We start from the raw sequence: 14,351 nt of genomic DNA on the forward strand, positions 1-14,351 counted from the left end.
GTCACACTGAAATCTTCTGGGCCTTCATAAACGGCGTCATCAATGGAAGCAATACGCACATCAAACTCAGTTTGCCCTGCTGGCACCGTTACTACGCCATCGTTTGGCACTGCAACCCAACCACTTCCCGTGTTGTATTCTAAGGTGCCTAAGTCACCGGCTTCGGTATCGCCGAGATTAAGACCCAACTCTACTTGCGTTTCCGCTTCAGACGCGTTCGATAGCGTCACTTTGAAGTTCGCTGTGTCACCCTCATTAATGGTGCCAGCATCTGAAATAGTCACGCTTGGACGGTCATCATCCGGATCAGGGCCTGGCCCAGTGCCATCGTCCACGATCGTCGCCGTCCCCGTATCGCTGCCTTGTACTGCGCCAATGCCGGTTACTGTCACACTGAAATCTTCAGGGCCTTCGTACACCGCATCATCAATGGAAGCAATACGCACATCAAATTCGGTTTGCCCAGCTGGCACCGTTAACACGCCATCATTTGGCACTGTCACCCAACCGGAGCCTGTGTTGTATTCTAAGGTGCCTAAGTCTCCAACTTCGGTGTCACCTAAGTGCAGGCCTAGCTCGACTTGAACTGTAGACTCGGAGGCGTTCGATAGCGTCACTTTGAAGTTCGCTGTGTCACCCTCATTAATGGTGCCAGCATCTGAAATAGTCACGCTTGGACGGTCATCATCCGGATCAGGGCCTGGCCCAGTGCCATCGTCCACGATCGTCGCCGTCCCCGTATCGCTGCCTTGTACTGCGCCAATGCCGGTTACTGTCACACTGAAATCTTCAGGGCCTTCATAAACGGCGTCATCAATGGAAGCGATGCGCACATCAAACTCAGTTTGCCCTGCTGGCACCGTTACTACGCCATCGTTTGGCACTGCAACCCAACCACTTCCCGTGTTGTATTCTAGGGTGCCTAATTCTCCAACTTCGGTGTCACCTAAGTTCAGGCCTAGCTCGACTTGAACAGTGGACTCGGAGGCATTCGACAGCGTCACTTTGAAGTTCGCTGTCTCACCCTCATTGATGGTGCCAGCATCTGAGATAGTCACGCTTGGACGGTCATCATCCGGATCAGGGCCCGGACCACTGCCGTCGTCCACGATCGTCGCCGTCCCCGTATCGCTGCCTTGCACTGCGCCAATGCCAGTCACCGTCACGCTGAAATCTTCAGGGCCTTCGTACACCGCGTCATCAATAGAAGCAATGCGCACATCAAACTCAGTTTGCCCTGCTGGCACCGTCACCACGCCATCGTTTGGCACTGCAACCCAACCACTTCCCGTGTTGTATTCTAAGGTGCCTAAGTCTCCAACTTCGGTGTCACCTAAGTTCAGGCCTAGCTCGACTTGAACAGTGGACTCGGAGGCGTTCGACAGCGTCACTTTGAAATTGGCTGTCTCACCCTCATTGATGGTGCCAGCATCGGTAATAGTCACGCTTGGACGGTCATCATCCGGATCAGGTCCTGGACCCGTACCGTCATCCACTATCGTTGCCGTCCCCGTATCGCTGCCTTGCACTGCGCCAATGCCAGTCACCGTCACACTGAAATCTTCAGGGCCTTCGTACACCGCGTCATCAATAGAAGCAATGCGCACATCAAACTCAGTTTGCCCTGCTGGCACCGTCACCACGCCATCGTTTGGCACTGCAACCCAACCACTTCCCGTGTTGTATTCTAGGGTGCCCAAATCTCCAACTTCGGTATCACCAAGATTAAGACCCAGTTCCAACTGCGTTTCCGCTTCAGACGCGTTCGATAAGGTGACTTTGAAGTTGGCTGTGTCACCCTCATTGATGGTGCCAGCATCTGAAATAGTCACGCTTGGACGGTCATCATCCGGATCAGGGCCCGGACCACTGCCATCATCCACTATCGTCGCCGTACCCGTATCGCTGCCTTGCACTGCGCCAATGCCAGTCACCGTCACACTGAAATCTTCAGGGCCTTCGTACACCGCGTCATCAATAGAAGCAATGCGCACATCAAACTCAGTTTGCCCCGCTGGCACCGTTACTACGCCATCGCTTGGCACTGCAACCCAACCGGAGCCTGTGTTGTATTCTAAGGTGCCTAAGTCTCCAACTTCGGTGTCACCTAAGTTCAGGCCTAGCTTGACTTGAACAGTGGACTCGGAGGCATTCGACAGCGTCACTTTGAAGTTCGCTGTCTCACCCTCATTAACCGTACCTGCATCACTCATCGTTACCGCTGGGCGATCATCATCAGGATTTGAGCCAGGTCCACTACCATCATCTAAAATAGTGGCAGTCCCAGTAACAGGTGTGCTTTGTTCTTCTGTCGTGCCAGAGAGCGTAAACGTTTCTGGGCCTTCAAATATAGAGTCGTCAATAGAGTCTATAGAGACCGTAAAGTCACTTTCACCCGGTGGGATCGAAATGGTAAAGGTTCCGCTTTCACCGACTGAAACTTCTTCTGTTGTACCATCAGAAAATGTTATGAGGACACGCTCATTGACGTAGTCACTCCCGTTCTCGTCAGCTGAGCCGCCTGTTGCGGTTCCATCAAGGAGAGAAAGAATGACATCAGTGTTGTCTTCAGTAGTTGTTTGACTTAGAGTAATATCGAATACAACTTGGTCACCTTCGTTGATAGTCGGACTAGATATTTCTTGAACTAAGATAGTCGGTGGTACAGGGCCATTAATTACTCTGAAAAGATCCAACAAAGATAGTGCTTGAGTTGTAGATAGTCCGATTCCATCAATACCGACGGTCTCAAAATTCGTACTAGCCAACAATTCAGCGCCAGTACGATCTATTGCACCAGTATTTTGGGGGCTAGAACCACTTTCCTCACCTGCAGCTGGCTCAAAATCCTCACCAAGAGCAGTAGGGTCTTCTCCACTAGCGATAGCCTCGATTAGCGCAGTGACATCATCAGTAACGTTAATTGAACTACCTTGCGGTGTTACCTGTTGTACAATTAATTCTGATGTATCAGAAACTTCCTCAATAATTAATTCACCAGGCTGAGGTAGCTGACCACTTTCAAGACTTCTCAGGTTCCCATCAAGCCCTATAACCACGACATTGCTCATCAATGAACTTAACGCTACTCGATCCATGCTCTTCATCCTTGTATTAGTTTAATTAAAGGCTTGTTACTGCACTAAACACGTCTATAGTTTAGACAAAATATGAATTTTTCGTTTTATTCCAAGAGGATTTAGTTTTTTGAGAGTAATAAGGAAAATAACCGAAGAATTTGCCTTCATTTAAACCAGTTTCCGCTATGCTCTTAAGATAAAAAGGTTTTCTACGAAAAAATCGACCACTTACCAAGCAAGCTTTGCCTCGTATGCTAGAGTTTAGAGAGTAAGATTGTTGTTTTTTATTGAATTAAACATTTAAACATCAACAAGTTGATAATACGCACTAAGAAAATTCATTGTTTGTAACTTCTCGTCTCAAATATGAAACAGAATAAGAGCGACATGATTTTAGGAGAACTAACGTGAGATGGAATCGAGTACATATAGCCTGCTGTTGCTTAATAGTGTCTTCACCAGTTTTCGGTCAAACTCTAGAGCAAGCGGTTGCACAGACGCTACAAAATAACCCCGATATTAAGAGTGCATTTAACGAGTTTATGAGCCAGAAGTACATAAATGAAGCTTCATCAGGTGCTTACCTCCCCTCTGTTGATCTAGATGCTGGAATTGGATATGAAGGATTAGACCCGTCAGATGAAGTTGGTCGAGGAGACACGGATTACACTCGAAAGGAAGCTTCAGTGACACTGACCCAACTAATATGGGATGGTAGCGCTACATTAAATGATATTGATCGAACCGCAGCTGATGCTGAATCTGTTAGATTTCAACTCTTAGCAGATGCTTCAGATAAGGCACTTGAAGTGACTAAAGTGTACTTGGACGCTGTTAAAGCGTATGAAGTCCTAAAGCTTTCAGAAAACAACCTTGCTGTTCATAAAGATATTTACGATGACATTAAAAAACGAGTCAACTCGGGTATCGGCTCTACTGCTGACTTGACGCAGGTAGAAGCACGTTTGGCAAAAGCACACGGAAACTTAGCTGCTGCTCAAAATAACCTGTATGACTCTCACACGATGTTCACTCGTTTAGTCGGTCAAACACCACAAGGGTTAATCTTTCCGAGAGCGGACCAAAACTTTATCCCGTACACGGTTGATGAAGCGGTAGGCTTGGCATTTGAACTTCATCCCGTTATTCAAGTGGCGCTCGCAGACGTAGACTCGGCTAAGTTTCAATACAAACAGTCTAAAGGTGTTAATTACCCAACCATTTCAATTGAAGCTTCGCAAACATGGCGTGACGACGCTGATGGTTTAAAAGGTCGAAGTGATGAGACACTTGCCATGCTGCGTCTACGCTACAACCTATTCAATGGTGGCAGTGATGCAGCGAACTCAGAAAACTTTGCCTACCAGCTAAATAAAGCAAAAGACTTGCGTGAAGGTGCCTATCGCAATGTTGAAGAAGGATTAAGGCTTTCTTGGAGTGCGCTTGATTTAACATTACAACAAAAAGAGTTTCTATCAGATCATGTAGACTCTGCGTCTGAGACCGTAATTGCTTACGAGAAGCAATATCGCATCGGTAAACGAACACTGCTTGATCTATTGAACACTGAAAACGAGCTCTTTGAGGCGCGTAAAGACTACTTAGATTCTAAATACGCAGAGCAGTACGCCAAATATCGAGTGATGAACGCAACTGGGCAACTGTTGAGTGCATTAAGGGTTGAAATGCCTAAAGAATGGCTAGAAGAAGTGGAGTATTAATTATGAAACACATAGCTTTTATTACACTCTCATTAATGCTCTCCGCATGCAGTTCATCAGATCGTGGTGATGAATATGATTACATAGATACCCCAATTGCCGATCAGTGGGCTGATCATATAGATGATGACTCTGACGGAGTCATTAACGAGCGAGATTTGTGCCCGGGTACACCTTTGGGTGCCGAAATAGACAACGACGGTTGTGGTTCGTACGTTGACTCCTCACAAGAAATGCAAATTCGAGTACTATTTGCGAACGATTCCGATGTGATCAACCCTATCTTTACGCAACAAATTCTTGAACTATCAGACTTTTTGAAAGAGTACCCGAACACGTCTATAGAGATTCAAGGTTATGCTAGTCGCACTGGTACTGCAGAACATAATCTTGACCTATCTAAGCGCCGCGCTGAAAACGTTAGAAAAGAGCTAATGAAGAATGGCATTAGTGGAGATAGAGTTACCATTGTCGGCTATGGAGACACAGTACTTGCAACACAAGGTACAGACCAAGTTAGTCACGCATTGAACCGTCGAGTAACCGCAACAGTGATTGGCCACAAGGGTGAAGTGAAGAAAGAATGGACCGTTTTCACAACACTTCCAAAAAGCTAGCACAACAATAAACAGACCGTAAAAATAAAAGGTCTAGCAAATTGCTAGACCTTTTTTGATTTTAAATTTGACTACAGTTTAGCGCTACTACATGTCTTTGTACTGAGCTTCTAAACTCGCAATTAAGCTTTGAGTCACATCATCAACACTTGCACCGTCAAAATGGATGTCCAATGTCGAGCTCCCTTTTGTAATACTCAGGTTTGCCTCAGATCCCCCGTCTGGTGCCACTTCTACATGATACTCTCCGACATCACCAGTATGATCACCTGATTGAAGATCATTAAGAAGCTCTCCAATTTCATCTTTAGATAAGTCGTCAAACAGATCTGAGAAGTCTAGAGCGTCTTCATTTTTATTGAAGTCAGTGACAGTATCAACATCGTTAGTGACTTCACTCCACTTAAAGATGTCCGCCCCTTCTGACCCTGTTAAAGTATCACTACCTAAACCACCAATCAGAATATCATCCCCTTCACCGCCAACGAGTATGTCGTTGCCACCATGACCAAATAGTAAGTCATCACCAGCGCCGCCATATAAATTATCCGATTTATCTCCTTGGTGAGTTTGGTTGAATTCTTCCAAGTTATTTCTAACGTACTCATGTATATCTTCGCCGTCAACGGTAGACACATCCTGACCCGTTTGCTGCGCCACATGTGATTGAATCGCACTTAAGCCTTGTTCATTACCACCAAACTCAATTAAGTCACCTAACAAGATATCGTTACCTTCACCTCCTTGAATAGTGTCTGAACCTTGTTTGAGAGGTACATCTTGACCCAATATCGTTTCAGCAAGCTTAGTAACATCAATATCTGACTCTACCACACCATCAGTGTCATACTGCTTGAGTGTATGTTCATCAACGCCACTCCCAAGACCTATCGCTTCTATAGAGGACAATGCCGCTAGTACTTGATACATGTGTTGAGCTTGTGTCGAGCTATTCCCTTCATCGTAATAACGGATAGAGCCATAATATCTGTCGATATCGCCAAGGATTCTTCCTGTTAGCGGTGAATAAACCTTACCGTAACTATCTATAACGACATCACCTTTGTAGGTAACTGTTTGTCCGTATGAGTAATTGTTTTTACTCGCAATATCTTGCAGGGTAACAAGCTTGCCAGAATTATCGACGTCCAAAATCACTTTCGAGAATTCACTCGGTGCTACACCATAGAGGTATGTTGCTCTATTTGGTTGACCATCCGTAACAAAGTACGTGATATTTTGGCCATTAGGGTTAGGTTGACTGCTGAACCATTCAACGGCCGACTGTAAGCCCGCCTCATAGTTTGTGCCGCCAGAACCCTCATCATCAATTACACGATTCAACTCTTCTACAAACTCTTTTCTTGCTGTAAGAGAACTCAAGTCAACAGAAATCACCGCTGATGCACTTGAAGCAAATTCACTAAGGTGAATATTCACTGTCCCTGGCTTCTCTCCTTGATTTACCGCACTTAACAGCTCATCAAACACATCTAGCACTTCTTGCTTCGCAGTTCCTACCCAGTTACCCATGCTCCCTGAAGTGTCCAGAACAAATGCGATGTTGTAGTCCTGACCTGCAATGATCTCCAATCCTTGAACATCACCAACAATAATATCGTGATCGTCACTACCCGTTATCTGATCATTCCCATGCGATCCCGACTCCAACACATAGTCACGAGCTGTAAGCTCAACGGATTCAGTTGTTGAAGCTGCGTCATTATTTGATCCTTCAACAGACGTAGCAGTAACGCTTAGCGGGAACTCTAAGCTGCCTTCATAATCGAATGGCACTCTGATATCCAGGGAAAGCTTACCATCTGTACCAAGAGTGACAGGGTAATCTCCATTTGAATCTTGCTTAATTGCGACCCCATCAACATACACGTCAACACCGTCTGGTAGATCTTGTACAAGAGCAGTCTGCGCTAAATCCTCACTTCCATCGACATCAACTAGATCAACATCCACATCGACCGAAATCCAGCGATCTTGAAGCACTTCATAAGTGCCATCAGGTTTCAAATCAACAATTTTGTCTGCAAAAACAACGCGTTCAATTTCATATAAATGATCACCTCGGTCATCACTACCTGTATGATCGTTTACCGAATCGATAGAACGACTATCTAATAAAATCCAATATGGAACTTTACCTCCATGATCGTCTTTGAAGGTCATTTTGTAGTCATCAAAGTTCCCTGTTAAGTAGACTGTATCTTTACCATCATGCAGAGTAAGACTGGTCGCGTCATCACCATAAAACGTATCATTGTTACCACCGCCAACAAATACGTCATCGCCACCGCCACCATAGAATACATCGTTGAAATCTGTCCCAACAAACAAGCTGTCGGTGTCACTTAAGTCAGTATTGACTCCCAACACAACACCAGCGTGTGTATTAATTTTAGGTACTGCATTATCCAACCCAAGGTTGGCTGCGACAGCCTCATTTTCGGTATTGGTATTATTTATTGCCGATGTAGCTAAGTGATGGTTTGGATCAATAGCATCTCGTTTAACTAAGTCGCCAACATTGATCGTGATCGTAGGTGCATCTGCGATAGCAACAACATTGATATCAAGTGTATTTGTTACGCCAGTATTTGTGGTATAGCTAATTAATGGAACGTCACCTGACCAATGCTCAGCAGGTTCAAATATGTAACTACCATCTCGGTTTACTAGTAACGTACCACTAGTCAAAGAAACACTTTCGCCTACCTCGTAATCAGCACCATCGATAGTAAGATGATCTACCATCAGAATATTGTCGCCGTCAGAGTCATTAAGCAATACATTCCCTTGTAGAGTATTGTCTTCTATGGTTTCGCCCAAATCACTTTCCGTTTCCGTCGGTAAGTTCTCATGTACTACAACATTGATCGCCAAGTTAGATTCTGCTGAATCACCATTCGAGCTTTCTGTACTCGTTGCAGTCAAATTGATAGTGAAGTCATCATGGGAGCCCGCAGGTGGAGTCACAGTAAGTGCATCTAATGCCCAACTTGTCACGTCCAGTTCTTCATCAATAGTTGCGACAGTAATAGAACTATTTCCATCTGAAAGGATCGCACCTACAGGTAAGCCAGTTAGCGTGACTTTAAGTGATTCAGAGCCATCTGTATCATTTAAGCTTGCTTTAATTTCAGAGAGCGGTATCGCTGTATCTTGTAACCCTTCGTTCAGCTGGTATGTTTCGTAAAACGCAACACCATTAACTTCTTGTAGTTCAGACGTTCTGATATCAGTTGCTTCTAGTGCACTTTCATCACTAACTACGTAAAGACTACTATTGCTCAGGTTGACAGGCGCTTGTCCATTAATGGATACATCCACATTAAAGTTACCCGGACCACTTTGGTTATGGTGATAAATTTCAATTGGATAAAAGCCAGATACCGAAGGGGTAAAGCTAGCTCCCTTAATATCACCACTGTCGCTCCCCCAACGAGCTTGATCAAGTAACGTACCACCCAACTTAATTGCAAGGCTATCATCGGCTTGACCGACAAAGTCGTAACTCGAGCCAGCTTCGAGATAAACAAGAGATGTGACTAGAACGGCCTCATTTGCCAAGGTTGCATGAGTCCCTAAATCTTCCACATTTGCCCAACTCAATCGAGTACCATCGGCTTCATTAAGAGCGTTGATCGCTGAGATTAGAGTCTCTCCATTGACCCCCATACCATCACTAGAACCAACTTGAACATTACTCCATGTCGTAACGTTAAACTCTTGTTGAGGCAATGAGTTTAATGGCGTCACTGCAATTAAGTTCGGTTTGTCAGCTACAGGGTTCACGTCTATTGTCAGTGTCGACTCTTGACCAGAGCTCTGCCCATCTGTCGGTTTAAAACCAATTTGAGCGTAACTAGATTCCTGATCTCCGACTTGATTTCCGCCGAAGCTGTCACTGCCTGATTCATTTAATTCAGGTACAAAACGAACACCGTTTTCCTCAAAAAGCGATTTATCGAGGACTTGATCGATTTGTACAGACTGCCAATCGCCTTGCGAATCTCTGTACTCTAATGAGCCATCGCTAGGAAGCGTTGTAATTTGGACGGATAGATCTGATACATCAGAGTCCACATCGCTAATACCGAATGATGACCAATCAAGCATCACTTGAGTATCTTCATTCATCTCAACCACTGAAGGCGAAGATTCAGGAGCATCATTCACATTTACCAGAGAAACATTTACCTCGGCAGTATCAATCCCGCCAGTTCCATCGATAACCTCAACCTGAAGCGTATAATCGCCCAAGTCAACATCATCGATTGTCTTGTTCAATGAAATCTCTCCACTTGTCGGGTCGATATCAAAAATACCATTAGTGCTCGAGCCATCTGCAAAGCGGTATACAAGCACGTCATTATCGTGATCTTCAGCAACGACCGTGCCGATAACGGCCCCACTCACCGTGTTTTCGTTAACTGACCCGAAGTCGTAAACATCATCATTTGGTTTGTCACCAGCACTATCGCCGCCAGAAATAAACTCTGGAGCGTGCTGAGCATCTATAATAGAGACTGTTACTTCATTCGAGTCACTTGCAAGCGTCGAATCTGCACCAACCGTATCAATTAGAGTCACGGTTAGGTTTTCAAGATCTTCGTAAATACCATCATCGAGAGTTTTTATATCAATCGGCGCCGACGTTTTACCCGCTGGAATCGTGACTGTGTACGTACTTGGAGCAATATAATCTTTGTCATCAACATTCCCTCCGATTGTGAATGTTACCAGTACATCTTCATCTGCTTTTTGGTCAATGTTGACGATAAATTTTGCATCACTACCTTCATCAACTGAGGATTGATCTGAGCTAATAGTCACTTTCGGTGCACTTTGGGCATCAACGATCACAACACTTGCGCTGTTATTTGAAGCAATGCTCGCATCAGCGCCATCAACCTCTTTAATGGTTACTGTGAAAGATTCTGCGCCCTCATAAATACCATCGGTGACCGTCAGTAAGTCAAGAGCAGCTGAAGATTGACCCGCAGGAACTTCAACACTCAGAACGCCAACAAAATCTTTTCCATCTTGGGCCACGCCACTATATTCGACATGAACCGTAACACTCTCATCTGCAACTTTATCAAGTGTCAGCGTAAAGCCTGCCGTTTCACCTTCATTTACGCTGTTTTGATCGGCACTAATACTAACTAAAGGTGCAGGATCAGAATCCACAATATTTGCGTTACCAGTTGCAATACCATTACTGGTGACACTACCGATTTCCGTAACCGTCAGACCAAAGCTCTCATCACCTTCATGGACATTATCTAGTTTGGTCGGGACTGCGACTTTAATTTCAGCGACACCTGGAGGTATGGTAACGTCTCCATTAGGCGCCATATCTAATGTTTGAGTTTGACCATGAGTATCCACATAGGTCACTACCATAGTGCCTAAATCAACATCTTCCGCAGTATAGCTATCATTTGTTGTTGACTTCAGATTGACGACAACGGCCTCTTGAACAGGGTTAGAGAGTAAAACGGTAAATATTGCGTCAGTTCCTTCAATGACATCGCCGGCATCTACTACGCTAAGTTTTGTACTGTCATTATCAAGAACTGTTGCCGTCCCCGTTTCACCGCCGATCTCAAGAACGATCGTTTCGCTGCTTTCCACAACCAAGTCATCAATAGTCGGAATCGATATTTCGAAGCTACTTATACCTGCAGGAACAATCAAGTAACCACCTAAGAAAACAACACCATTTGTATAGGTTGCATTTGATAGATTTACGTCATTCTTATCAACTGAAGAACCTTGAGCAAGCATATCAACTTGGTACTTAACGGCAGTGCTAGTGGTTTCATTTAGAACAACCGAGAACGTGACATTGTCACCCTCAGTCACGCTATCACCGACCACAGACAGGCTTGGCCCATTTTCAGCAATATTACCATCTAGCATTTCATTAACGATATTGACTGTAGATGGATCGCTAACGCCATTTTCAGAGTCGACTGCCACATATCCAAAGCTGTCTTCGGCAGGTACACCTTCTACATAACGTAACTCCCAGTTCCCTTCATTTTTCGTAGAAAAATCTAACTGAGTAATGACCGAACCTTCAGGAAGAGCTAGATCTTTCCCATAACCAACGCTTGTTTCTTGGAATAGCATGAAGTTGCCTTCAGGCTTCAAAAACTCGAACGTTTGAGTCTGTTGGACATTATTTGAATCTAAGTATGTAACCGTAATAAGTGCTGCGTTGTCATCACCGTAATCAAACAATCCACCTAATCCATCTAAGCCAAGGTTTACGCTGCCCACAGGATTATTAGACAAATCGATCGTAATCGTTTCACCTTTCTCAATACCCTGCCCATCATTGTCAGCGATACCATTGCCGATGTGTGACACCTGGCGGTTGTACTGCGCAAGCTCACCGCTATCAGAAGAAATGGTGATAGAAGCTCCATTTGCTAAATGCTCAGTACGGGAGTGTGATGGACCTCCGTCCTCACTTAGCCCCCAATTATTGAAATCTGTTGTAGACTCGGAACTATTTAGTGTATCTGGGCGATCCTTGATACCTAATAAGAAACCCACATTATCAGCCTCATAGTAAAGGCTGTCTTTGTCATAAAGCGTATCGCTTACTTCTTTAATTTCGTGCAACTCACCATCACTATCTTTAAAGAACAACGTACCTGAGGTTGGCAGTTCAGTAATTCGGACATGTAGATCGTTGCCTTTTAAGTCGTCTTCAACATCCGCGATATGATCTTGAGAGTCACCGTGACCCAGAGGCTTCGTATCGGTATCAAACACAACGTGCGTAAGCTGATCATCGGCCACATGCGTAAAGTCTTCACTGTCAGGTTTGTCGTTTACTGGCGTGACATCGACGTTAACAATGGTGGATTCACTGACACCACCGGAGGTGACGATGTAGGTGAAGCTGTCTGCCCCGTGGAAGTTGTCGTTTGGCGTGTAAGTGACGCTGCCGTCCGGGTTGACCGAGACCGTGCCGTTAGCTGGACCGTTATTGGTATCCAGCGACACCACTTTGTCGTCGCCTTCGAACGTGTCGTTACCTAAAACCTTGATGATGGTTGGTGTGTCTTCCACAACCGTCGCGCGGTCAGATTCAATATCTGCCACAGGCGCCACTGTGAAGTTCACCGTTTGGCTAACGCTTTCACCGCTTGGATCGGTGGCGGTAAAGGTTAGGGTTTCTGAGCCGTTCCAGTCCGCAGTTGGGCTAATGGTCGCGATGCCATTTTCAATCGACACCAACACGTTGCTGTTGCCGGACACTGAGAAGTTCAGTGCGGAGTCGCTGTCTTTAAATGCGTCGTTTAAATCAATCGTGTAGATCGTAAAATCTTCTGCTAACACTTGATCTGAAATCACATTGTCGACTGTTGGTGCATCGTTAACGCGATTCACAATCAAACTATCACTGTCGCTAACCGTTGGATTAACACCATCCGATACTGATGCGCTGATCGTTAGGTCTTTAAGGTTGAGTTCGTCGTTGTTAACCGCGTCAACACCCGCTTGAGTCAGTTTGACTTCATCGCCAACTAGCGCAAAGTAGCCGTTTGAGTTGTTTTCTAAAGAAACGGTTAATTGCTCTTCTGGCGTGTCGATATCAGCGACTTCCAACGTTGCCACTACCGTATCGGTATTCACTGCATCTTCAGTGATACTTTCTACAGCATCGACCTTGATCGTTGGCGCATCGTTTACTGGGTTAACGGTAACAGCTACTTTCGCTTGGTCAGTCAGCGAACCATCAGTGATGGTGTAAGTGATTTCGGCGTCACCATTGAAGTTCTCGGCCGGTGTAAAGACCAATTTTCCATCAACAATCTCAACTGTGCCTTGCGCTTCAGGTACAGACGCCGATTGGATAGACAACTTATCGCCATCAATATCGGTGTCGTTTGGCAGGACATCAATCGTCACTGGCGTGTCTTCGTCAGTAACGGCATTGTCATTGGTCGCCACTGGCGCATCGTTCACTGGCGTGACATCGATGTTCACCGTGGTGAATTCCGATACCCCACCGGAGGTAACGATGTACGTGAAGCTGTCTGTACCGTGGAAGTTGTCGTTTGGCGTGTAAGTGACGCTGCCGTCCGGGTTGACCGAGACCGTGCCGTTAGCTGGACCGTTATTGGTATCCAGCGACACCACTTTGTCGTCGCCTTCGAACGTGTCGTTATCTAAGACCTTAATGATGGTTGGTGTGTCTTCCACAACCGTCGCTTTATCTGCCACGATATCCGCCACTGGCGCTACTGTGAAGTTCACCGTTTGGCTAACGCTCTCGCCGCTTGGATCGGTAGCCGTAAAGGTCAATGCTTCTGAGCCGTTCCAGTCTGCCGTTGGAGTGAACGTAGCAATCCCATTGACGATCGCCACTTGAATGTTGCTGTTGCCAGAGACGCTAAACGTTAACTCGCCATCCACGTTATCCACATCGCTGAAAGCGGTATTCAGATTGATGCTGTATGGGGTGAAATCTTCCGCCAAGGTTTGGTCTGCAATGCTACTTTCAACCACAGGCGTGTCGTTCACCGCATTCACGGTGACGTTGACCGTCGCTTGGTCAGTCAGTGCACCATCGCTAACGGTGTAAGTGATTTCAGCGTCACCATGGAAGTTCTCAGCCGGTGTGAACACCAACTTGCCGTCAACAATTTCAACTGTACCTTGGTCACTCGGCACAGACGCCGAATCAATGCTTAACGTATCACCATCGATGTCAGTATCGTTTGGTAGGACATCAATCGTCACTGGCGTGTCTTCGCCAGTGACAGCGGTATCATCTTTTGCCACTGGCGCATCGTTGACTGGCGTGACATCGACGTTCACCGTGGTGAATTCCGATACCCCACCGGAGGTAACGATGTACGTGAAGCTGTCTGTACCGTGGAAGTTGTCGT

Annotated in this window: 4 protein-coding genes; 2 read left to right on the forward strand and 2 right to left on the reverse strand. The window is 45.7% G+C overall.

The window, feature by feature from the left end; translation table 11 throughout:
• On the reverse strand, nucleotides 1-3,098 hold a 3,098-nt coding region (locus R8N28_RS22945), incomplete at its 3' end, for a Calx-beta domain-containing protein (protein WP_318183455.1).
• Nucleotides 3,099-3,487: 389 nt separating this feature from the next.
• Between R8N28_RS22945 and R8N28_RS22950 the strand changes: the two genes are divergently transcribed.
• Nucleotides 3,488-4,801 carry a TolC family outer membrane protein gene (locus R8N28_RS22950; RefSeq protein WP_021707835.1) on the forward strand — a complete coding sequence of 438 codons (1,314 nt, stop codon included), beginning with the start codon at nucleotides 3,488-3,490 and terminating at the stop codon, nucleotides 4,799-4,801.
• Between the two features lie 2 nt (nucleotides 4,802-4,803).
• Nucleotides 4,804-5,418: an OmpA family protein gene (locus tag R8N28_RS22955; RefSeq protein WP_005377363.1), complete on the forward strand. Its 615-nt coding sequence runs from the start codon at nucleotides 4,804-4,806 to the stop codon at nucleotides 5,416-5,418.
• A gap of 87 nt (nucleotides 5,419-5,505) precedes the next feature.
• On the opposite strand, the gene R8N28_RS22960 is transcribed toward R8N28_RS22955, so the two are convergent.
• Nucleotides 5,506-14,280 carry a tandem-95 repeat protein gene (locus tag R8N28_RS22960; RefSeq protein ID WP_318183456.1) on the reverse strand — a complete coding sequence of 2,925 codons (8,775 nt, stop codon included), beginning with the start codon at nucleotides 14,278-14,280 and terminating at the stop codon, nucleotides 5,506-5,508.
• Nucleotides 14,281-14,351 lie beyond the last annotated feature (71 nt).

Source organism: Vibrio sp. Vb1554, assembly GCF_033344235.1.

Bases quoted from the DNA above. Each gene is read 5' to 3' on its own strand.
- R8N28_RS22955 (WP_005377363.1), top strand. From the start codon at position 4,804: ATGAAACACATAGCTTTTATTACACTCTCATTAATGCTCTCCGCATGC.